Origin of the sequence: Turicibacter sp. H121 (assembly GCF_001543345.1) — a bacterium.
Classification (GTDB): domain Bacteria; phylum Bacillota_I; class Bacilli_A; order MOL361; family Turicibacteraceae; genus Turicibacter; species Turicibacter bilis.
Window position 1 is genome coordinate 2,317,459 of record NZ_CP013476.1, and the last position, 22,921, is coordinate 2,340,379.

The following is a 22,921-nucleotide window of genomic DNA, read 5'->3' on the forward strand; positions in this document are numbered from 1 at the left end:
GTGATAGCAACCAAAATGATAGAGGTCTTTTCACATGAAATTAGTGTGCCAGTTGGGGGAATGACATTGGTAGTTTTTTTAATGATCTGTGATATTCTCAGTGGAATATTTAAAGCCATCGCTCAGAAGCGGGGCATCAATTCAACCATCGGAACGAACGGACTTATTAGAAAAGCAGGGGTCTTATTGGCGTTATTAGTATTTATTGTGGTAGATTCTCTTGTGGAATTAAACTTTGTTTCGCTCATTCCAAGTGAGGTGTTAGACGTGTTCAAGCTTCAACAGACATGTATTGGACTTAGCCATGTCATGTTAGGCTTTTTTGGACTCTTTGAACTCGTGAGCTTGTTTGAGAATTTAGGGGAAGTTGGGGTACCATTACCAAACTTTATTATGAAATCGGTGGAACGCTTAAAAGTTACATTAGAGGGGGAAAAATAAAAATGTATATTATTAAACAAAATTTAGTCGCATCAGAAAACTATTCGGTAAAATGTCCACATTCCATGACTGCTGAATTTATCGTCGTTCATAATACCGCTAATGATGCAACCGCACAAAATGAGGTTGCCTATATGATTGGTAATAAAAATCAAGTCTCCTTTCATTATGCCGTCGATGATCAAGAGGTTGTCCAAGGTGTACCGATTAACCGTAATACTTGGCATGCAGGAGATGGGAATGGCGAAGGGAATCGAAAAGGAATTTCCATAGAAATCTGTTATTCTAAATCAGGGGGAACACGCTTTGATCAGGCTGAAAAAAATGCCGCACACTTTATCGCCAATCTTTTAAGAGAGCGAGGTTGGGGTATTGAAAAGGTGAAAAAACATCAAGATTTTAGAAATAAATATTGCCCCCATCGCACCCTTGATAAGGGGTGGAATGGCTTCATTCAAATGATTAAAAGTTATTTAAATGATATGCCCGTAACCTCCTCATCAGGCTTTAAAGTCGGTGAGAAGGTTCGAGTGAAGGAATCAGCCACACAGTATGCCACAGGACAAGCACTGGCATGGTTTGTGAAAGGCTCGATTTATGAAGTCACAAAGGTAGCGGGAGATCAACTGTTGTTATCGGATATTATTTCATGGGTTTGGGTTGATGACGTGGAACAGGTGAGTGCTAATACCGTTGTTGCAACAGATAAAACATTCTTAGTTAAGATTATCTGTGACGAGTTAAACATCAGACAAAAAGCTGATTTTAATTCAGAGGTGATCGGAGTTGTTAAAAAGGGGGAAGTATTCACGATCGTGGACCAACAAAATGGATTATATCAATTGAAATCAGGAGCGGGATGGATTTCAGCTGCAACTAAATACGTTCAAAAAATATAAAATAATATGCTATAATAATGATAGGTGGAAGCCTAAATACAATACCAAAAATCAAATATCAAAAATGAACAGCAAAAAGAGGTGAATTCGGATTCTTCCGTTTCCACCTCTTTTGTTATTTAATCATAGAATCAAGGTTTGAGAAAATAACCGACACGACTCACTTATTATCTTGTATGTGTACGAAATCAAGCCCGACGACGATATTTCATTACAAACTCTGAGAGAGTTTGTTGCATAGCCTAAAACAAAGTGGTTCCCCTGCCATTTACGAAGTAAATGTATCCTCCGCTAGTAGGGAATGCGTACAGACCAAATAGAAGTCTAAATACAAGGAGGAGAACAACAGTTCAGCAGTTAGTGTTGATAATCCAAAAAATAAAAACACAATTCAGTGTTTTTTATTTTTTAAGGGGTAAAGTAAATAATAAAGAAAGGAGAAATAACATGATTAAAAAATATGTGCTTTCAATATTAACTTTACTAATGGTTTTTAGTTGTATACGAGTTGATGCAAAATCAGTAGATTCTTATGATTCTTATACAAAATTAGTAAATCCTTATAAGGTAAATAAAAATGAGGAAGAATTTATAAATGTTGAATTTGATGATTCTTTTTTTACGCTAAAAATAAAGGTAAGCAATGGCGAAATCATTGGATATAGTCCACTCCCTCAAACAGCAAAAACAATGACTGATGAACAACTAGTTCAAATGATTATTGATGGTGCCGAACTTATTTATGGGAAAGATAGTGAACGTTATGAGTTAAATAAAAATAAATTCACAACATTACTTGAAGAAGGTAGTTTTCACTACTCCGATTTCGTTTGTTATCTAACTAAGCTTATTCAACCTAGATCTGAACTCCACAAAGAAAAAGATAAATTTATGAATATTACATTTGATCGTTCAGAGTTTTCTTTAGCAATTAGAGCTAGTGATGGAGAAATTACTGGATTTGGACCACTTCCGGAATTTGATATGACTGATGAAAAATTAGCCCAAATGGTTATCGATTGTTCTGAACTTATTTATGGAAAAGATAGTGAACGTTATGAGTTAAATAAAAATAAATTCACAGCATTACTTGAAGAAGGTGGGATGCACTATTACGATTAAAAAATTTAATGAATCTGATAGTAAAAAAAGAGCTAATTAATTGTAGCCTATCCACGGTAGGCGCTAATCTGTTATTTCCTTTTATGACGAGAGATTATCGTCTGATTAAAGAAGAGACTGAAATCACAAGATGAACAAGAAACTAATACGGCATGAATGCGGTGTTGGTATCCATCATGTTTTGAGATAGATTTAAAAGGTGATTGAACTAATTAGGACCTATCCCGCTACCATGCGTGATTAAACTTCAATGCTTCCTAATAACAATAAGTAAATGGATAGGCTAATCATGCACTTGCATCATTAGCCTTTTCTTATCGTATTTTTCATTCTAAAACAAAGTCATCACTAAACATTCAATCCGCCAGTGCCACCATCCTAGCGTATGGTTAGGCGTGGGGCTTGATGTTTAGTACTGTATTTAATAAAGGTCATTCATCGTAGCGGGAGAGTTTTCGTTGTGGATAAAGAATAAACCTTAGTACCTAGAAATTGATAAAAGCCTCAACGGTTGTAAGGCAACTATTGGGGCTTTTATCATCATCAACAGAAATATAAATACAAAGTCCGTCAATAACGGTTCAGCCATGATCCGTAAACGGTAGATCCTGAACTGTTATTTAATCGAATTACTAAATAGTATCTTCTGATTAAGGAAGAAATCATGTAGCAAGAACAATAAGAAAACCAAAACGACAGGAACACCTGTGGTTTTGGTATCCATGCTTTTTATCGTGCTAGGGATCTAAAAGGTGATTGAAATAACCCTAAGCATCCCGCTACAAGGAAAGATAAAATCTTATCCCCAAAAGAAAGAGTAACTAAATCATCAATCCCACCGAGTCACCCACCTATTGCATATGGCGGGTGTGGTGTGGCTTGATATTTAGTTGCTGTGTTTAACAAAGGTAATTCAGAGTAGCGGGAAATCACCTAATGTTTTCAACATTAAAAAATATGTATAAGTATGAAAAAAGCCCTAATGATTGCAGGGGGGAGCAACGATTAGGGTTTACTTTAATGTAAATATATAATTATAAGGAAGAGTAGAAAGTAAATTTTTTTATAAGTGCTAGGGGGAGTAGCACCCTAATGTTATTGGCATAAATGTTTAAAAGTATTCACTTTATTGAAAATAAGTGATGATGGTGCCTTCATTAACAAGAGAGTATTTGACTAACCATAGGTGTCCCGCTACAAGAAAATATCTAATTACATTTTCACTAAGGAAATACATTAAAACATGGATAGGCTAATCATGCTCACACATCATTCACCTTTTCATATTAGAATTTTAGCACTAAAACTATGGTTCTTACTAACCATCAATCCTCCGAGTTTCCTACATACTGACGTATGTTAGGAGTGGAGTCTTGGTGGTTAGTTTTTTTCATTTAATAAAAAGGATTTCAAAGTAGCGGGAAAATGATTTCTATACTTAGTGGTTATCTTAGTACATAGTTTCATGAAGTGGCTAACTGTTGCTTTGCAACGATTAGCCCTTCATGATCCTAAACATTTATTTATAAAAATTTTGTTTTTCATAAAAAATTATCACTTTTCAAGGAGAATGATCAATCATAACTAATAAGAAAACCAACACGGCATCAATGCGGTGTTGGTATCTATCATCTTTTGAGAAAGAAATCAAAAAAGCACTAAGAATAAGGATAAACTATCCCGCTACAAGAAAGTATCTGACTACATTTCCACTAAATATCAATCCACTTCCGGCATATCCTGCGGATATTTTGGAGCAGTGGAATTGCTATTTAGTGTTATTTAATAATCATATTAATCCCGCTATATTAAAGTATGGATAGGCGAATCATGTTTGACATCATTCGCCTTTTCTGATTGGATTTTTAGCACTAGAACCTTTCATCACTAACCATCAAGTCACTTATTGCCCTACATACTGGCGTATGGTAGGGACGTGTGTCTTGATGGTTAGTTACCCAGGTAATAAAGGTAGCTACAACGTAGCGGGAAAATCTTTTTTATACCTAGTGATAATCTAGGTACATCGTTTTCATGAAGTTGCTAACTGTTGCAAGGAGATCTCGCAACGATTAGCACTTCATGATTTGAACACTAAATTCCTAAAGAGTGAATGTTTCATAAAAGGATGGCTCTCTTCTAAGTGAGAGGATACTTCACAGGTGATAAGAAAACCCACACGGCAGAGCTGCGGTGTGGGTATCCTTGATTTTTTGAGAATGAATTTAAAAAGCATTCAGATTAATTATAGGCCTCCCGCTACAAAGGAGAATAAAACCTTATCCCAAAAAAGAAAGAATCACTAGACATTGAATCCTCCAAGTACCCCACATACTAGCGTATGGTAAGGGTCGGTCGGCTTGATATTTAATGGTGGAGATGGGGCGTTTCGGTTAGTATCCACGTCCAATATATATAATTTAAGAAATTGTGAATTTATGTGTATTTAGAATGAAAAAAATAAAAGACCATATCATAAAATTAGGTTTGTTTATGGTAATCTAAAATTTTGCTTGAAATACAGAGGCTTTAGTCTTAAGCATTGATATGACTTAGTTAAGACTATTTTAGAATTAACAACCATCTTATTATAAATAATATATCTGTATAATAAATTATATTTCTATTTTTAATTTTGGGGGTCAGTTTGATATAATTAAGTATTAAATAAATATACTATAATTGGTGAAATGAGGGAAATAAAATGAAGTTATCGATATCTGAACAACTAGCATATTCAACAATTAGAATTGAATGTCAGTATAATGATGGAAGCTCAGGAACTGGTACAGGCTTTTTCTTTAAATTATTAGAAAATAAAGAAAATAATACTTATATACCCGTTATAATTACCAATAAACATGTGATAAATGGGGCTAGTCAAGGGCAATTATTATTTACTAAGGCCAATAATGATAATGAGCCTACTGATAGAGAACATTATATTGCAAGGTTTAATAACTTTGAGTCATTATGGATAAACCATCCTAATCAAGAAGTTGATTTATGTGCTATGCCAATTGCACCAGTTTTAAATGAAGTTGAGATAACAAAAGAGAAACTTTTTTATATTCCGCTTGATATGTCATTGCTACCAACAGAGGAGCAACTAAAAGAAATATCTGCACTTGAAGAAATATTAATGGTAGGTTACCCAAATGGTATTTGGGATAGTATAAATAATAAGCCGATATTTAGAAAAGGTGTAACTGCAACTAACCCTATTTTGGATTATAATGGAAAAAAAGAGTTCTTGATAGATGCAGCTTGTTTTCCAGGTTCTAGTGGATCACCAGTTTTTATTTTCAACGAAGGCGGATATAGAGATAAAAACGGAAATACTTACATGGGAAAAAGTAGAGTGATATTAATGGGAGTTTTATATGCGGGACCACAGCATACAACTACAGGAGAGGTTAGAATCATAGATGTACCAACAGTACAGAGACCTATTTCAATTACAACTATTCCAAATAACCTTGGGTTAATTATAAAGGCAGAAAGAATTATAGAATTAGAGCGACTTTTTAGACAAAAATTTCAATAATGGATGGGGGATTTATAACCAGGCAATCACTAAGCATCAATCCCCTTATTTGCCCATATCGTCCCGATATTGGGGCGTTGGGGTTTGTTGCTTAGCTTTTTTGTTTAACCAAGATTATTCAACGTAGCGGGAATATCATTAGTATACCTAGTGTTCTTCTTCATACAAGGGGGCATGAAGCGACTAACGGTTGCTTTGCAACGATTAGCGCTTCATGATTCTAATTCTAACTTCCTAAAGAGTTAAGACTTCATAAAAAGTGCTCATTCTTCTAAGTGGAAGGATATTTCACAAACCATAAGAAAACCAACACGGCATGAATGCGGTGTTGGTATTCATGTTCTTTTGTGATAGGGATATAAAAAGAATTTTTAAAAAATCAGGAGCATCCCGCTACAAGAATTATTCCAACTTCAATTCCCGCTGCTAATATTAAATAGATAGGCTAATCATGTTCGCACATCATTCGCCTTTTCTTATTTGATGCTAAGGTGCAAATCTAACGATTTTTGCACTTAGCGAATTCTTTTAAAACAAGACATTCCCTAACCATTCAATCCCCTTATTTGCCCACATCATGCTGATGTTGGGGGCTTTAGGGCTTGATGTTTAGGTTTTTCTTAACAGAGGGGACTTCTTAGTAGCGGGAGAGTGCTCTTTCTAATTACAGACTAAATCTAAGTACATAGAATTTGATAAAGCCCCAACGGTTGCAGGGCACAACGATTGGGCTTTATCATTATCAACCATATTATAAATAAGGACGTAAATAACGGTTCAAAAATGAACGGTTATTTACTCAGATTACTAAACGATATCTACTGATTAAAGAAGTAGCAATTATCAACAGTGGACTAAGAAAACCAACACGGTATGATACGGTGTTGGTATCCATGATTTTGTTGTGATAGAGATATAAAAAGAATGTTCAATAAGCATGAGTATCCCGCTACCAAGAATTATTCCAACTTCAATTCCTGCTAATAATCAATGGATAGGCTAATCATGTAAACACATCAATAGCCTTCATAGTAATTTGAAGAAATGGATGGGTAGATTTAACGGTGTTGCAAGTAAATATATCTCAAACTATATGCAATGCTTTAAATGGCTAAGAATATTTGAAACTGATAGAGATTCTATTAAAGCTAAGAATTTTATTGTACAAAGTAATGTAGTATATTCTTATACTAAAGTAAAGGATTTTAAATTAAGAAGAGCACAGTTTATTTAACTAGTGATAAATTGGTAAAAATAATGCTATAATAAAAACAAGTACGTAATTGTTATATATTGTGAACTTCGATATACTTTACGAGCCTGTCAAGTTAAGTGTGTAAACTATTTTTAAAATTTATAGGTAGGGTGTTAAACGATCTGGATATAAGATTAATAATTGATTTAATATTTGACTCCAGTTTGAGATTTGACGTTGCCACTTCTTAGTGAATTCCATGGTTTGTAGATAGATTAATTTCATCACAGATGTTTCATTTGGGAAAGCTCCTTTATTTTTCAGAACTTTTCTTAATTGACTATTATAGCTCTCAATAGCGTTTGTTGTATAAATCATTTTTCGTATTTCTTTCGGAAAATGAAAGAGTTGATAAACTTCTTCGATGTTATTTTCCCAAACCCTAACTGCTAAAGGTACCAGTGGATTCCATTTATCCTTAAAGGTCTTAAAGGCTTGTTCTGCTGCCGATTGATTGATGGCTTGATAGATTTGTTTCAAGTCATAACAGAATGATTTTCTATCTTGATAAGAAACAAATTTTGTTGATTGACGGATTAAATGAACTAAACAACGTTGAACTAAGGCATGAGGAAAAACAGCTTGAATGGCTTGTTTAAAACCACTTAAACCATCGACACAAGCGATACAAATATCTTGCACTCCACGCGCTTTTAGTTCATCTAACAAACTCATCCAATAAGAGGCGCTCTCTGCTTCACCAATAGAGAGACTTAAGATGTCTTTACGGCCCTCCAAAGATACTCCTATGATGCAGTAAACAGCCTTATTCGAAGCACTTATTCCATCACGCACTTTGACATGAAGAGCCTCTAAGTAGATGATAGGATACACCGCATCCAAAGGTCTCTGTTGCCACTCCTGAATGAGTGGGATGACTTTATCAGTCACAGCGGAAATGGTTTCATGAGAGGTTTCGAATCCATAAATTTCTTCTAACGTTTTAGAGATATCACGTGTCGATAATCCCTTAGCATAAAGAGATAGAATCTTATCTTCAATTCCAATCACATTCGTTTGACGCTTAGGAACAATTTGAGGTTGAAATGACCCCTCACGATCTCTTGGAGCCTGCACTGTTGTTTCTCCGAGTCGTGTCTGAATCGTTTTGGGTTTACGTCCATTTCTTGCATTTGAAGTTGATTTATTACGAAAATCATATCGACTGTAACCTAAGTGTTGGTCTAATTCTGCTTCAAGTGCTTGTTCGATAAAGCTACCAAACATATCTAATAAGGCAGCTTCAATATCACCAGCAGATTTAATTTCATATTCATCTTGAATGAGGTTAAATAATTGATTCATTGCAGCTTTTCTTGTCATAAATGATAAACTCCTTCGAAATTAGTTAACTTATTATGGTAACTATTCTAAGAGTTTACACACTTTATCTTACAACCTCTACTTTACAGTGAATATTATTTATGTTACTATTAAATTTGATAAAACAAGAAAGGAGTTAGATTTATGATAAATTTATATAGAATGATTAATAAATTAAAAATAATAGATATAACTCCTACATATATATTATATAAATATATTTAAGACATATATCTGCTGGAGTATTTAATTATATTCAAGCGGATTTTTTTATTAACTAAAATAAGGAGGTGGCTATAATGCTTGCATATATCAGATTAAGAGGATAGCGCACGAGTTGTGGCTATCGTTAAACAAATTTAATAAAATGTCATAACTTCGTGCTATTTTATATGAATAATAGAAATAGGAAGGTTATGAACAATGAGAAAATTAAAAAAGATTGAAGTTTTAAGAGAATTACTTAATGAAAATATATCAATACTTAGATGTCCAGTGTGTAAAAAATCTATAAAATCTATAAAAGAAAGTAGTGTATTATGTGAAAATAACCATTGCTTTAATATATCTAAAAAAGGATATGTTAATTTAGTAAAGAATAATGCTAAGACAATATATGATAAAAAATTATTTGAATCTAGAAGTAAAATATATGAATATGGTATATATGACGAGCTTTCTAAAGAGATAATGGATATAGTGGATAAATATACGTCAAAAAAGAATGCTAATTTTGTACTAGATGTTGGTTGCGGAGAAGGGTATTATTTAAATCAACTATATTCAGATGAAAAAATAAATAGTAAGTGTAAATTATTTGGAATAGATATATCAAGAGAAGGAATTTCACTTGCTACAAGATACGAAAATAGCATACTATGGAGTGTCTCAGACTTATCAAATCTACCATTTGAAAATGGTAAATTTGATATAATAATAGATATACTTTCACCATCGAATTATAGTGAATTTACTAGAGTTTTAAACAAAGGTGGAGTTGTAATAAAAGTAATTCCAGATGAACACTACTTAAAAGAGATAAGGTCTAAAATAAAAGATAAAATAAAAAAAGACACTTACTCTAATAAAAATGTTATAAATTCATTTAAAGATAACTTGGAAATCGTCTATGATAAAAGAATCACTTATAAAACAAATATATATAATTTAGAAGATTTTATAAAAATGACGCCATTAACATCTGGTTTGAGCAAAGAACAAATAAATGAATTAACTAAATGTGATATAGAAAATATAACGATTGATTTAAAAATTATAGTCGGTAAAGTAGGTAAAAGTTAGGAGGTAATAAAATGAATATACGTGGATGTATACATTCAATAAGATTAAGAGGATAAGGCACGGGTTGTGGCTATTGTCTTAACATAATTAAAAGTCATAATCCCGTGATATTTAAATATTTAAGTTTAAATATAAAATTATAGGAGATTATGAATGAAAGCTAAAAGTAATAATTATAGAGGAAAAGTTGATATTAGTGTATCGCAAAATTTTATTACTAGTAAAAATACTATATATAAATTAATAAAAAAAACAAATATATCCAAAAATGATTTTGTTATTGAAATTGGACCAGGAAAAGGTCATATAACAGAAGCTTTATGTGAAAAAAGTTATTGGGTTACAGCTATAGAACTAGATAGAAGTTTATATGGAAATTTAATAAATAAATTTAAAAGTAAAAATAATGTTACTCTTATTAATAAAGATTTTTTAAATTGGAAATTACCTAAAAAAAGAGAATATAAGGTATTTTCTAATATTCCTTTTTATATAACAACAAAGATCATTAAGAAATTATTATTAGAAGAGTTAAATCCACCAACTGATATGTGGCTAGTTATGGAGAAAGGTGCAGCAAAAAGATTTATGGGAATACCTAGAGAGAGTAAATTATCATTACTTTTAAAAACTAAATTTGATATTAAGATAGTGCACTATTTTAATAGAGAAGACTTCCATCCAATGCCTAGTGTAGATTGCGTCTTAGTATATTTTAAAAGAAAATATAAATATGATATATCTAAAGATGAATGGAATGAATATACAAGTTTTATATCTAAGTCTATTAATAACTTAAGAGATGTATTTACAAAAAATCAAATTCATGCAGTAATTAAATACCTAGGTATAAATCTTAATAATATTAGTGAAATTTCTTATAATGATTGGATACAGTTATTTAGATATAAACAAAAGATAGATTAGTAATAAGAGATTTAAATTAGGAGGTGTTAAAATGATTATGAATGGTGGAATAGCTTCAATAAGATTAAGAGGATAAGTCACGGGTTGTGGCTATTATCTTAATTTAATAAAGAGTCATAATCCCGTGATATTTAAAGTTAATATTTAAATATAAAATTACAGGAGATTATGAAGATGATAAAAAAAGGAATAATTGTAGGAATTAATATAAATAATAAAAATAATTTTGAGGAATCTATAATAGAACTTAAGAATTTATGTATAGCTTGTGATATAGAAATAGTTGGAGAAATGGAGCAAAATTTAAAGAAGATAAATCCAACTTTCTATATGGGTAGTGGTAAAATTGAAGAATTACGAGATTTAATCGAAGAGATGAATGCTGAAATAATAGTATTTAATAATGAATTATCTGCATCACAGATAAAAAATATTGAAGAAGAAGTAAAGTGTAGTATTATAGATAGGACAGCTTTAATACTAGATATATTTGCAAATAGAGCAAAAACAAGAGAAGCTAAGTTGCAAGTAGAGGTTGCAAGGCTTCAGTATGAACTCCCAAGGTTAATTGGTGCCAATGAAAACCTAGGTCGTCAAAGTGGTGGAGTTGGTACTAAAAATAGGGGAGCAGGAGAAACGAAGTTAGAACTAGACCGTAGACGTATAGAAGATAGAATAGCTAGTTTAAACAAGGAATTAGAAATATTGAAGTATCAAAGAAATACTCAAAAAAACAAAAGAAAAAAATCTAGCATACCTAATGTAGCGCTAGTAGGATATACTAATGCAGGTAAATCGTCAGTTATGAATGTATTAGTTGAAAAGTTTATTAATAAAGAAGATAAAAAAGTATTTGAAAAAAACATGCTATTTGCAACATTGGAGACTTATGTTAGAAATATTAAACTACATAATAACAAATCTTTTTTACTGTATGATACAGTTGGATTTGTAGGCGATTTGCCTCATAACTTAGTTAAAGCTTTTAGATCAACACTGGAGGAGGTTTGCGATGCAGACTTATTAGTTCATATTATAGATATATCTAATCCTAATTATAAAAATCAGATAGATGTTACTAATGAAACATTAAGCCAAATAGGAGCTGATAATATTCCTATGATTTATGTATATAATAAGATTGATTTAATTGATTTAGATAAATTAGATAATAATAAAATATTAATTTCAGCTAAAAGAGATATAGGAATAGATAGATTAATAGAATCTATTTGTGAAAAAGTATTTGAAGATTATATAAGATTTAAGTTAAAAATTCCATATTCAGAAGGAAAGATGATATCTAATATAATGGAGAATGCAACTATCTTAGACTCTGAATATATAGAGGATGGAGTAATATTCAATATTGAATTTAGTGAAAAAGAGTATGTTAAATATAAACAATACATAATTTAGCATTAACTTAGATATATGATATAAAGTATATTACTATAGTTGAGAATTAATTAAATTACAAAATTAATAAAGCACGAACAATTTGAAGCAATCTATAAAAATAACCACATCTTAGAATTCAATATATTGAAAATACTAATGTGTGGTTATTTTTATGCCATATTTATCACGAAGAAAGCTAACATAGCCTAACTTTTTATATAAGTCAGAAAAGGCTACACTATCATGTATATTGCCAGGAGTTATATGAAAGTCTAAAATAAAATTATTTTTATCACATGCTGTATGAGATAAATATGCGAAGCATTTTTCCTTTTCATTTTTAAAGAACATCCCACTATCTTTATCTGTTTTACTCTCTATTTTTTGTTTTTTTTTACACTTAAATCAGGTTTAGCTAAAGGTTTTTTACCATGTTTTAATCTATCTTCATTAATTTCTTTATTCAATAAATCTTGATATTTCTTTGCTTGCATATCAATTTCTATTTTATTGTATTTCTTTTTATTTGCACTTGCTTTTATATGAGTAGAATCTATGAAAATATTAGATGAATCAATAAATCCATTAAGCGTAGCTTGAGCTAATATTTTTTTGAATATAACCTCAAATAAATCTGTATCTTTAAATCTTCTTTCATAATTTTGGATAGGTTACAATTAATTAGACAGTTTTTTTAAGGTCATGTAGAATTATAAATAATATCAATCTAAAGGAGCTTTAACATGACCCAAACTAAAACTCGTAGACCACGCCGTACGTATACAGATGAATTTAAAAACCAATTAGTCCAGCTTTATTTAAATGGGAAACGTAAATGTGATATTGTTCGTGAATACGATATCTCATCGTCTTTACTCGATAAATGGATTAAACAGTCAACTTCTACAGGTTCTTTTAAGGAGAAAGATAACCGCTCAGAAGAAGAACAGGAGTTAATCCAACTTCGTAAAAAAGTTAAGCAATTGGAAATGGAAAATGATATTTTAAAGCAAGCCGCGCTGATCTTAGGACGAAGATAAATGTGATTAAAAACAATACACACAAATATTCAGTTTCAGCGATGTGCAAAGTCCTTAATGTGCCTCGTAGCACTTATTATTATGAGTCTAAACCGAAGAAAGATGAAACTCAACTGGTTACTGATATCATTGAGATTTTTCGTCGAAGCCGAAATAATTACGGGACTCGAAAAATTAAGCAAGAGTTAAAAAAGATGGGACAACAAGTTTCACGTCGTCGTATTAGTCGTATCATGAAACAAGAAGGCCTTGTATCGAATTATACCGTTGCTCAATTTAAGCCGCATACAGCTAAATGTAACGAAGATAACACTGAAAATATCGTGGATCGTAACTTTGATGAACAACCACATTTAAACGTTGTTGTCAGTGATTTAACGTACGTTCGTGTAAAAAATCGCTGGCACTATCTTTGTGTGCTTGTAGACCTGTTTAATCGTGAAATTATCGGTTATAGCTCTGGGCCTAATAAGGATGCAGAATTAGTTAAGAAGGCGTTCAGTACAGTCCAAACTAACCTAAGTCAAATCAAGATTTTCCACACGGATCGAGGTAACGAATTTAAGAATAAAATCATTGATGAGATTTTAGAGGTATTTGAAATTGAACGCTCTTTAAGTATGAAGGGATGTCCCTATGACAACGCTGTTGCAGAAGTGACCTATAAAGTAATCAAAACAGAATTTGTAAACCATCAGATATTTGAAACCCAAGAACAACTAGGTTATGAATTTGCCGACTACGTTAACTGGTATAACAATCATAGGATCCACTCTTCACTAGGTTATTTGTCCCCAGTTGAGTATCGTAAAAACACCCTTAAAAAAGTTGTTTAGTTTAGTGTTGACAATCCAGGGGATTGAATTAATCATGAGCTATCCCGCTACAAGGAATTTTCTAACTTCATTGCTCCCAAAGAAATAGATTAAAGCATGGATAGGCTAATCACGTTAAAACGTCATTAGCCTTTTCTCATTGGATTGTTTCCTAATAAGAGGATCACTAAATATTTAATTCCCACCCGGCCGACATACTAGCGTATGTTTAGGGCGGTGTGACTTGATATTTAGTGTTTATATCTAATAGAGATGACACAAAGTAGCGGGACAATTATTTCTATACCTAGTGATAGTCTTTATACAGAGGGGATGAAGTGCTAACTGTTGCAGCAGCAATAATTACCACTTCATCATTCTAATCCTAAATTTATAAACAATTAAGGGTTCATAAAAAAAACACTCACTCTTCTAAGTAAAATATTTCTTCACAAACCATAAGAAAACAAACACGGCATAAATGCGGTGTTGGTATCCATCATGTTTTGAGATAGATTTATCCAAAGGGAGATTTTAAAATGGATTGACCGTGTATTCGTAATGTGTTATTCTTGCGATTTATACAGGATGTTTAAAACCGAAAATATAAACGGAATCATATGGAATATCCTTGCCATTCTTGTTACTCTTTTTTTAATTATTTATCAATATTTTTTAAAAAACAAACTTTTTTTATGAGCTTATAAATTAAAGGACTAAATATTAACAACAGTATAATTAGTGTTAAAACTTCTTGAGGAATTAAAGTGGTACTAACTGACAAGTCTTCTGGTGAGGTGATACCACTTGAAATCGTAAGTGGTGAAGTTTCAATTGATGTGGAAGTTGGCAGTGAGTAAAATAAAACAGAAATTAAAAGTATAAAACAAATTATCAAAAGCATATTATCTTTCCTAATGTTTTCTTAAGTTTATTATACAATTAAATATTGATAAAAAAATCACTAATATTGACAACTATATTAATTTTAGATAATCTTCAAAGAAAGATATTAATTAGAATTTATCAACCTTATTTTAAAACAGTGCCTTGATTAAAAAGTAGGGGAGTGGTTAGAAGCACGGGAGGTAGACATTTTTTAAGGTAAAAACTCGAAAAAACAATGCTGATTCAACTGGTTTTAGTGCTACGTTATCTTTAAAAACAAGAAAAAGCAGGTAAGAATGAAGTAAATAACGACATATAAGAGAGAATGAGTGTCGATTATTTACTATTTCCTATCTGCTTTTATAGCGATAAAATTAATATTACTAGTTTAAAACTCTCTAGAACCTCATATCTACTCTTAATCCCATTTAAACTTACATCCACCACCTACATTTTTCTAAAAATTTACACAAAAAGAAATATATGTTAATATATAAACGTTTTCTAAAGTTTATAGGAGGGGTTAGGATGAAATTTTTCAAAAAAAGAATAAAACAATTTATTAGTTTAATCTGTGCACTTGCAGTATTAACACCTTATAATTTAAACGTTAGTGCAAATGATGATGTAAAGATTATTGAATTAGAAAATAGTGAACGTCTTGATGAATTACACGTAGAGCTAAGCGAGTTAATATTTATTGATGACGAACAACTTAAAGAAAAAGAAAAAGAAAGAATTTTAGAAGAAATGGTGAGTTTGGGTGCGGAAATTTTAACTCAAGAACAAGTTAATAGAAAATTACCTGTATCTCAACGTGTATCTTATCCTAGTACAACTAGTAATGTTACTTGGACATCTAGAAGAACTGTTGTTCTGAAATATGGAGTGAACTATGAAGTTCAAGTCATCACTGCTGTTCCTACAAGCACATCTAGTAGTTTAGCTAAATCTATATCAAAAACAACAATTAAGTCATCATCACAGCTAATTAGTGCTGGTGCGTTGAAAATATTTGATTATGCTGCAAATGCTGCTATTTCATCAATATCTGGTTTTGCAGGTACTGCTATTTCATTATATCAATTAGCAGGAGACGTATTTAGCTCATCACAAATGGTAAGTAATGTTGAAGCTACTTACACTGGAACTGTTGGTACGCAAGTAAAATTCTGTTATGTTAAGAAGAATGGAGAATCAGATAATAATCAGCAATTATCATTTAGAGCGAATGCAGCTACAACATCAGTTTCTACTGCAATTCCAAACTTTACGTGCTCTGGAAATGGAAGTTTAGGATGTACAGCTGATAACATTAACAAGAAAGTTAACTCTACTCACAAATCTAAAGAGTTTGATAATGTTTATAATAACGCAATAGATAATTTCAGAAAAGGTACTTCTACCTATTCTTCGGCAGGTACTATAACATTAAAAGGTGCTCAAGGAAAAACAGTAACTAGTTTCACAGCTAGTATGCCATCACATATGGGACAAATTTACTAATTATGATTAAAAAAGTTATTCTTTCGTTACTGGTTAGCTTTATTAGCGTAATATGTTATTTATCTTTCGTTGGTATCAAACAAGAAATATTTCAAGAATTCTCTGCGATTGAGTTTGATGATATCAGTCATATCGAACTCAATAAAACAACTGTAAAAATCCAAGGGGTATTGACCAAAAAAACATTCCTAGAAGACGAATTTAACGGTAGGATAGAAATAAATAACAATGAACTCACAAAAAAAGAACCTATGTTTATCGAATTAATTGAAGAAAATAATGGTTATATTGGCATTATAAGTGTTAATTTAGATGAACAGGGTTCAATACCTCATTTGTTACCAGTTGGCGTAATCACATTTTACACGCCAAAAGATTTCAGTAAAATTGTTTTTAATATTATAAACTCTTCCAATGTCATAGTAGGACCTGCTAAAACATTGGAAGAGGCAAAAGTTTTAAAAGATGATATACTACTTCACGTAAAATAAAGGACTACTGGGGGTTGCTCAGTAGTCCTTTATTTTAAAATCCTTTTTATTATTTTAGACTGTTTTAGTTGATTTCATAGTTCCTAAAAAAAGACAATAAATTTAATTTTTATATGTTATGATACACTTATAAAACAGTTAATAAAAAAAGGGGGGATAACTGTGAAAAAAATATATGCTATAACATTTTTTTCTGCTTTACTAGTACTTGGAAATGAAAATAATATTTTAGCAAACTCTAATTTAAGTAGTCTAGAAACAAATGACTTGATTGTAACAGAAACGAATAATTCAACATTTGAAGAAATTGAAATGGAAAGTGGAATCTCTATAACCTATGATTTAGATTTTAATAAAATCATTGGATATACGGTTCCTGGTGAACTAAGTGATGCGTTAAGTGAACAAGAACTAAATATGTTAATATTAAAAGAAGTTGGAAATGTTTTATTAAATCAATCAGAAGAATTTCAAAGAATTCAGAATATTATAAATGGAACTTATGACCAAGAGAATTATCACGAAGAGGATGGCGTAGGAACATTTGAAGAAATTGAAACGGAAAGTGGAATCTCTATAACCTATGATTTAGATTTTAATAAAATCATTGGATATACGGTTCCTGGTGAACTAAGTGATGCGTTAAGTGAACAAGAACTAAACATGTTAATATTAAAAGAAGTTGGAAATGTTTTATTAAATCAATCAGAAGAATTTCAAAGAATTCAGAATATTATAAATGAAGCAAATTCAGAAAAAATACAAGAACAACGTATACAATACCGATATCCGATTACTATTTCAATCGGACCTAGAGCAAGTCGGAATTTCCCTTTAAGGGGCGTGGCAGTTGGAGAAAAAGTTTTTTATAATAGACTTTTAAATAAATATTGATGGCTAAAATCATTGATGTTATCAAATTTCAAAAAATAATCACTTTAGCCTAATCAACATTAAGTTCATATTTTTAGTTAAATATCAACACTCTTCTAAAACAGAGCCTAATTATAATAAGGGGCTAAAAAAACCATTATCTCAAATCAGATTTAATCTGAACTCAGATAATGGTTTTTGTTTTGTTAATTTTCATGTAACAGTTACAGATGTGGATTTTATAGCGTAGTGAGGCAGTGCCAATCTCCGTTTTAGAGGATGTAGATAGGAGGTAGTTTTATAGTGGCGGATGTATTAAGAATAAAAGAAAAAAACAACTGATGGGGATCGGTTGTTCAATGAAAGAGAGTTTAAAAAATAAGGAGTTCTAGGAATAGTAAGTCTTAAACTTACAATGATGTTATTATGGGTTATATTTCTATTTTTATTCAAAAAAAGGGTATTTAAATCTAAATTATCTGTTTTAAAAACTAGAGTGCTTGATGTCACAACAGGCATTTTAATCATCCTAATCATTCCGCTACAAAGAGTAATCCCTCTTCAACTCCACCCTAAAACTCATGGTCTTGTTACTTGCCTTGACTACTGACGTAGTGAGGGCAGTACCAATCCCATGTTTTAGGTCGATGTGTTTAATGAAGGTCATTCACAGTAGCGGGACATCTTTTGGATACAAACGTAAATCGGGATATAATTAAATGGTAGGTAGCGCTATCTCATTAAAAAAACATAATGAATTCGGGGGGAATTAAAGATGCAAGATATTTATGATCGCAAGTTATCTATTTATTTAACAGCTGGTCAAGACGATGAGGGAAAAGACATTGTCAAGGCGAAGTCTTTTTCAAACGTTCGCTTAGACACAACAGATGAAGAGTTATCACAATTTGCCGAGAAGTATGTGGCATTATCATCAGGCACACACACGAAATCGGTCGTGGCTGATTATCGTATGCTTTAATAAACAATAATGATAGGGGGAAAAAATCATGGAAGAAACATACACACTAACTTGTAAATTCAAAGATACTGAAAATAAAACACGATCAATCGAGATTAACAATCCAACAGAAGACTTATCAGATGATAAAATTTTAGACTTCATGAACTATGTGATTGATAGTGAAGTATTAGTCTTAAATGAGCTACAACCTGACTTAAAATACGCCAGTATTGCAGGTGCCTGTTTAACAACGAAACGTGTTGAAGAAATTACATTAGTTTAATATAGGAAAGAGTCATTACATCAGTAGTGGCTCTTTTAATTTTGACTAGGAGAAGATCATCACTCGTGATAATAAAGCTGTGTTAGCCAATCTTGGTGGTAATCAATCGTTTGATAGCAGTGGTTATTGAACATTATTTTTTAAGATTCCCTCAATAACCCATATCAACATTTTTGTCTAACAGAGCCTAATAATTAAATATATAAAAATGTGTCATATGAATAAACATGAGCTTTGAAAACTGAATAGTGTGATATTCGTAAAACATGTTATAATTTAATGAAGGATAAACTATAGGAAATGGAGAAACTGATATGAGTAATTTAAAAATTATTTGGATAAATACTATAGTATTCTTTTTTGGATGGAATGCAATAATGCTTGCAGGTGCAGACTTTCCACCGCCAATTGGATTTATATGGGTGGTACTGTTGATTTCAATGTTAGACTTCATTCAATATAAATATTTACAATATTTTTTACCACAGTTGATTAAAAGAAAACATAATCTATTTGTAAAGAATCTAATCTTCTTTGTAACTGGCGGTATGGCAGTGTCGATTTTAATCTTAGCTACAAGATATAAAATAACTTTAGAAGCAAGTATATATGACATCATAATTTGGATTGCTGTATTTATTATCATAGGAATTATTTATGGGATAGTATTTTGGTTTTTCAACAGTTTCTTACTGAGAGTTTTTAATAAATAGACTTTATTCAAAGGTTAATGAATTTGAAAAAGTGGCACAAAAAGAGTATCGCCAAGCATGGAAGAGAGCGTTTGATTTACTAGAAGAATAATTGAGAATAAAAAAAGGCAGTTAAGTAGCCATTCGTTACCTAACTGCTTTTTTTGTTATTTAAGAACTTTATTAGATATGTTAAACAACTCTTCAATTTCATCTGTTGTATAGGTGGTTTGAGTCCATATCATTTTGTCGTAGTTAAACTGATTGACTAGGTATTGAGCGTTTGGCATGATATTAGAAATCCAAAGATGATCGCCAATTCTATACATCGTTACATCAAATCCATAATAATTATCTTTTCTTGATTCCAACATCGCTATTCCTCCTAAACAATATGTATCTATGTTTCGGTTTTCAAGAGTGGCACTTACAGGAACTGGTAAGACTTATATGTCGGCATTTGATGTCAGTCAGGTCAAACCTAGAAAGTTATTGTTTGTAGTGCATCGAGAGGAGATTTTACGAAGTGCGAAGGTCACGTTTGAGAAAGTAATGGGGGATTGTAATATATCGATGGGGCTTTATACGGGGAATGTGAAAGAGATAGAGGCGGATTATTTATTTGCAACGGTACAGACGATGTCGCGTTACTATGAGCAGTATCCACGTGATTATTTTGATTATGTCATTATTGATGAAGCACATCATGTTGGTGGCCAGTCCTATCAAAAATTATTAGATTATTTTACACCTAAATTTTTACTGGGAGTGACAGCAACACCAGAACGTTGTGATGATTTTAATATTTTTGATTGTTTTGATGGTCATGTTGCATTAGAGGTTCGTCTTCGTGAAGCACTTGAAGAAAATTTGATTGTTCCTTTTCATTATTTTGGGATCCGTGATATCGAAGGTGTGAATTTAAGTGATGTTAAGTTGGATCAAATTCATGAAATAACAAAGCGACTTAAAGTCAATGAACGGGTTAATTTTATTTTAGAGCAGATGCAATTATTTGGGTATGATGGGGAATATCGTAAGGCAATTGGTTTTTGTGTTAGTGTGGAGCATGCGGAGTATATGACGCAAAAATTTAATGAAGCGGGAGTTGTAAGTGCTTGTTTAACGGGGAATCATTCTCCCGAAGAGCGACAAGTCATAATTCAACGTCTAGAAGATGATCAGGATCCATTAGAAGTGATTTTTACGGTTGATATTTTTAACGAAGGAGTCGATATTCCATCTATTAATTTGGTACTTATGCTTCGTCCGACACAATCGCCAATTATCTTTATCCAACAATTAGGTCGTGGATTACGTAAGCAAGAAAATAAAGAGTTTTTAACTGTTTTAGATTTTATTGGTAATCATCATAAATCATTCTTAACTGCGATTGCACTAAATGGTGATCGTTTTTATGATAAAGATAGTTTGAAAGTAGCCGTATCAACGGGATTCCCTGATATTCCAGGAGACAGTTTTATCATTTTAGATAGTATTTCAAAGGAGCAAATTTTAACACAATTAGAGTCTGAGAATTTTAATTCGATGGCATATTTAAGGGAAACTTACCAAGAATTTAAACGAATGAATCGAGGACAGACGCCGTATATGTTAAGTGATTATTTAAAATATGAAGGGGCACCTGATCCAGTATCGTTCATTAAAAAAGAAAAAACTTATCTTAATTTTGTTGCTAAAGTTGAACAAGATTCATTTCTTTTGTCACTTTTAGGTGCCGATGAATTTGTTAAAGTAGTGCGTGAATGGTCAGGTCAACTTCCTCTAAGGCGACCATATGAGTTCATCTTATTAAATTATTTAATGCGTCATCCTGAAGTGATGCATCTAGATTTAGAGGTGGCTATCAAAGAGGTATTAAAGTATGTCGATGCCGTGTGTGAGGAAAGTGTGTTACATGCCTTACAATGTTTAGGTCAAGTTTATTATGACACAGGTGAAGTTTCTCAGTATTTAAAACTTTTCGAGTGTCTCGGTCAAACGATAGTCGTATTACCGGTGTTTAATCAATTACGTCATGCCCCTCATTTTAAACCTTATTTAGAAGATGTCTTAATGTATGGATTAGTCCGTTACCAAGAGGAATTTGGAACTAATGATTATGGATTACCTTTCTTCAAGTTATATGAATCTTATACGATGAAGGAGGTTGCTAAACTGGCAAACTATGATAAAAAACATAGTGCATTTAGAGGAAGTGGATTGTTAACCTATCAGAATGATTTCTTCTTATTTGTTGATTTACATAAAGAAGAAGACATAAAAGAAAGCATTAATTATCAAGATCAGTTTATTTCAGCAGATAAGTTTCAATGGCAGTCTCCAAATGCTACAACTCAAGATTCAGAACGTGGACAAAAGATTATTCATAATAAAGAGAAGGGAATTAATCTTCACTTATTTGTGCGTAAATTTAAAAAGATTGATGGTGAAGTTCAACCATATATCTATATTGGAAGAGGAAATACCATTCACGCAGAAGGAAATAAGCCTATAACGATTCAAATGGAACTTGAGCATAAAATCCCAGCAGCGTTATATCGAGAATTTAATTATAAAGTATAACAAAAAAGAGTCTAGAACCCTTAGGTTTCAAAGACTCTTTTTGTTATTTCATTAGTTCATGGACAGCAGGAAGATCAGCGGGTGCCCAGTTTAATTTATTGAGTTGAGATTTTGACACCCAGCGTAATTCTGCGTGTTCATTAGCGTTCGGTGTCCCCTGAACTAACTCGCAGAGGACGGTGATTAAGTTGACAAAAATGTGTTCATATTCATGCGTATAATCATTGAATACTTGAAGAGCTTTTATTGTACAGTCTAATTCTTCCTGAATTTCACGAATAACAGCATCTTCGATACTTTCATTAGGCTCAATCTTTCCACCTGGAAACTCCCAATAGTTCGGTAGGCTCATCTTGGGTGAACGAAGCGCACATAACACTTCATCACACTCATTGATGATAATAGCACCAACGACTTTGACTGTTTTTTTCATTTGTATCACCTGTTTATTAATAATAACCATTATATCATAAAAAGCGACGTTGGGAAAAAGATTAACATGTATGGAGTATCTGAATTAGGAGGTTAGTCTCAGTCATGATAGAAAAGAGGGAAAGTAACTTTCT

Annotated in this window: 19 protein-coding genes and 1 pseudogene; 16 read left to right on the top strand and 4 right to left on the bottom strand. The window is 31.8% G+C overall.

Translation table 11 applies throughout. From position 1 onward, the window contains the following. From AT726_RS11145 to AT726_RS12750, 5 genes and pseudogenes are all read left to right on the top strand, one after another. Entirely contained in the window at positions 1-441 is a 441-nt protein-coding gene (locus tag AT726_RS11145; RefSeq protein WP_055275811.1) for a phage holin family protein, read from the top strand. Positions 442-443: 2 nt separating this feature from the next. Then, positions 444-1,340, top strand: coding sequence for an N-acetylmuramoyl-L-alanine amidase (locus AT726_RS13485; RefSeq protein ID WP_068759597.1), 897 nt, complete (start codon positions 444-446; stop codon positions 1,338-1,340). Between the two features lie 447 nt (positions 1,341-1,787). After that, positions 1,788-2,462, top strand: a complete 675-nt coding sequence (locus tag AT726_RS11155) for a hypothetical protein (protein WP_068759598.1) — start codon at positions 1,788-1,790, stop codon at positions 2,460-2,462. Positions 2,463-5,166: 2,704 nt separating this feature from the next. Beyond that, positions 5,167-6,009 (top strand): S1 family peptidase, encoded by an 843-nt coding sequence (locus AT726_RS11160; protein WP_068759599.1) that lies wholly within the window; start codon positions 5,167-5,169, stop codon positions 6,007-6,009. Positions 6,010-7,018: 1,009 nt separating this feature from the next. After that, positions 7,019-7,243: pseudogene (locus AT726_RS12750) on the top strand (IS1595 family transposase); the annotation flags it as partial. Positions 7,244-7,363: 120 nt separating this feature from the next. Here the strand turns inward: AT726_RS12750 and AT726_RS11165 are convergent. Continuing rightward, positions 7,364-8,587 carry an IS256 family transposase gene (locus AT726_RS11165; RefSeq protein WP_201023059.1) on the bottom strand — a complete coding sequence of 408 codons (1,224 nt, stop codon included), beginning with the start codon at positions 8,585-8,587 and terminating at the stop codon, positions 7,364-7,366. A gap of 423 nt (positions 8,588-9,010) precedes the next feature. Here AT726_RS11165 and AT726_RS11170 point away from each other — a divergent pair, with 423 nt between their 5' ends. The 3 genes from AT726_RS11170 (at position 9,011) to hflX (ending at position 12,235) form a co-directional block, all read left to right on the top strand. Beyond that, a complete protein-coding gene (locus tag AT726_RS11170; RefSeq protein WP_068759600.1) occupies positions 9,011-9,889 on the top strand; it encodes a methyltransferase domain-containing protein in 879 nt (292 codons plus the stop codon). 153 nt (positions 9,890-10,042) lie between these two features. Next, positions 10,043-10,816, top strand: a complete 774-nt coding sequence (erm, locus tag AT726_RS11175) for a 23S ribosomal RNA methyltransferase Erm (RefSeq protein WP_068759601.1) — start codon at positions 10,043-10,045, stop codon at positions 10,814-10,816. Between the two features lie 174 nt (positions 10,817-10,990). Continuing rightward, positions 10,991-12,235, top strand: coding sequence for a GTPase HflX (gene hflX, locus AT726_RS11180; RefSeq protein ID WP_237297102.1), 1,245 nt, complete (start codon positions 10,991-10,993; stop codon positions 12,233-12,235). 135 nt (positions 12,236-12,370) lie between these two features. Here hflX and AT726_RS13650 read toward each other — a convergent pair whose 3' ends face one another. Beyond that, on the bottom strand, positions 12,371-12,568 hold the full coding sequence (locus AT726_RS13650) for a transposase (protein WP_144436974.1): 198 nt from the start codon (positions 12,566-12,568) through the stop codon (positions 12,371-12,373). A 392-nt stretch (positions 12,569-12,960) separates the two neighbouring features. On the opposite strand from AT726_RS13650, the gene AT726_RS11190 reads away from it, so the two are divergent. The 7 genes from AT726_RS11190 to AT726_RS11220 all read left to right on the top strand — a co-directional run bounded on the left by AT726_RS11190 (position 12,961) and on the right by AT726_RS11220 (position 19,790). Beyond that, positions 12,961-14,093, top strand: a protein-coding gene (locus AT726_RS11190) for an IS3 family transposase (protein ID WP_144436975.1) whose coding sequence is annotated in 2 segments (ribosomal slippage) — positions 12,961-13,222 and positions 13,222-14,093 — 1,134 coding nt in all. Because the reading frame shifts where the segments join, the coding sequence is not laid out codon by codon here. Between the two features lie 1,395 nt (positions 14,094-15,488). After that, positions 15,489-16,466: a hypothetical protein gene (locus tag AT726_RS11195; RefSeq protein ID WP_055245068.1), complete on the top strand. Its 978-nt coding sequence runs from the start codon at positions 15,489-15,491 to the stop codon at positions 16,464-16,466. Between the two features lie 2 nt (positions 16,467-16,468). Then, on the top strand, positions 16,469-16,957 hold the full coding sequence (locus AT726_RS11200) for a hypothetical protein (RefSeq protein WP_055277594.1): 489 nt from the start codon (positions 16,469-16,471) through the stop codon (positions 16,955-16,957). 162 nt (positions 16,958-17,119) lie between these two features. After that, positions 17,120-17,851, top strand: a complete 732-nt coding sequence (locus AT726_RS11205; protein ID WP_068759604.1) for a hypothetical protein — start codon at positions 17,120-17,122, stop codon at positions 17,849-17,851. A gap of 754 nt (positions 17,852-18,605) precedes the next feature. After that, positions 18,606-18,812, top strand: a complete 207-nt coding sequence (locus AT726_RS11210; protein WP_055276117.1) for a DUF1659 domain-containing protein — start codon at positions 18,606-18,608, stop codon at positions 18,810-18,812. Between the two features lie 28 nt (positions 18,813-18,840). Then, a complete protein-coding gene (locus AT726_RS11215; RefSeq protein WP_055305080.1) occupies positions 18,841-19,077 on the top strand; it encodes a DUF2922 family protein in 237 nt (78 codons plus the stop codon). A gap of 314 nt (positions 19,078-19,391) precedes the next feature. Further along, positions 19,392-19,790 carry a hypothetical protein gene (locus AT726_RS11220; RefSeq protein WP_068759605.1) on the top strand — a complete coding sequence of 133 codons (399 nt, stop codon included), beginning with the start codon at positions 19,392-19,394 and terminating at the stop codon, positions 19,788-19,790. Positions 19,791-19,936: 146 nt separating this feature from the next. On the opposite strand, the gene AT726_RS11225 is transcribed toward AT726_RS11220, so the two are convergent. Then, the gene (locus AT726_RS11225) at positions 19,937-20,143 is read right to left on the bottom strand and encodes a hypothetical protein (protein WP_068759606.1); all 207 of its coding nucleotides are present in this window, start codon (positions 20,141-20,143) and stop codon (positions 19,937-19,939) included. A 46-nt stretch (positions 20,144-20,189) separates the two neighbouring features. Between AT726_RS11225 and AT726_RS11230 the strand changes: the two genes are divergently transcribed. Next, positions 20,190-22,355 (top strand): DUF3427 domain-containing protein, encoded by a 2,166-nt coding sequence (locus AT726_RS11230; RefSeq protein ID WP_237297104.1) that lies wholly within the window; start codon positions 20,190-20,192, stop codon positions 22,353-22,355. A 43-nt stretch (positions 22,356-22,398) separates the two neighbouring features. On the opposite strand, the gene AT726_RS11235 is transcribed toward AT726_RS11230, so the two are convergent. Beyond that, positions 22,399-22,788, bottom strand: a complete 390-nt coding sequence (locus AT726_RS11235; RefSeq protein ID WP_055242202.1) for a (deoxy)nucleoside triphosphate pyrophosphohydrolase — start codon at positions 22,786-22,788, stop codon at positions 22,399-22,401. Positions 22,789-22,921: the final 133 nt, after the last annotated feature.

What these genes read in the sequence shown, in the direction of transcription:
- AT726_RS11220 (WP_068759605.1), top strand. Translation starts at nt 19,392, where the DNA reads ATGAGTAATTTAAAAATTATTTGGATAAATACTATAGTATTCTTTTTT.
- AT726_RS13650 (WP_144436974.1), bottom strand. Translation starts at nt 12,568, where the DNA reads ATGTTCTTTAAAAATGAAAAGGAAAAATGCTTCGCATATTTATCTCAT.
- AT726_RS11215 (WP_055305080.1), top strand. Translation starts at nt 18,841, where the DNA reads ATGGAAGAAACATACACACTAACTTGTAAATTCAAAGATACTGAAAAT.
- AT726_RS11225 (WP_068759606.1), bottom strand. Translation starts at nt 20,143, where the DNA reads ATGTTGGAATCAAGAAAAGATAATTATTATGGATTTGATGTAACGATG.
- AT726_RS11210 (WP_055276117.1), top strand. Translation starts at nt 18,606, where the DNA reads ATGCAAGATATTTATGATCGCAAGTTATCTATTTATTTAACAGCTGGT.
- AT726_RS11235 (WP_055242202.1), bottom strand. Translation starts at nt 22,788, where the DNA reads ATGAAAAAAACAGTCAAAGTCGTTGGTGCTATTATCATCAATGAGTGT.
- AT726_RS13485 (WP_068759597.1), top strand. Translation starts at nt 444, where the DNA reads ATGTATATTATTAAACAAAATTTAGTCGCATCAGAAAACTATTCGGTA.
- AT726_RS11165 (WP_201023059.1), bottom strand. Translation starts at nt 8,587, where the DNA reads ATGACAAGAAAAGCTGCAATGAATCAATTATTTAACCTCATTCAAGAT.
- AT726_RS11170 (WP_068759600.1), top strand. Translation starts at nt 9,011, where the DNA reads ATGAGAAAATTAAAAAAGATTGAAGTTTTAAGAGAATTACTTAATGAA.
- AT726_RS11160 (WP_068759599.1), top strand. Translation starts at nt 5,167, where the DNA reads ATGAAGTTATCGATATCTGAACAACTAGCATATTCAACAATTAGAATT.
- erm (WP_068759601.1), top strand. Translation starts at nt 10,043, where the DNA reads ATGAAAGCTAAAAGTAATAATTATAGAGGAAAAGTTGATATTAGTGTA.
- AT726_RS11155 (WP_068759598.1), top strand. Translation starts at nt 1,788, where the DNA reads ATGATTAAAAAATATGTGCTTTCAATATTAACTTTACTAATGGTTTTT.
- AT726_RS11200 (WP_055277594.1), top strand. Translation starts at nt 16,469, where the DNA reads ATGATTAAAAAAGTTATTCTTTCGTTACTGGTTAGCTTTATTAGCGTA.
- hflX (WP_237297102.1), top strand. Translation starts at nt 10,991, where the DNA reads ATGATAAAAAAAGGAATAATTGTAGGAATTAATATAAATAATAAAAAT.
- AT726_RS11195 (WP_055245068.1), top strand. Translation starts at nt 15,489, where the DNA reads ATGAAATTTTTCAAAAAAAGAATAAAACAATTTATTAGTTTAATCTGT.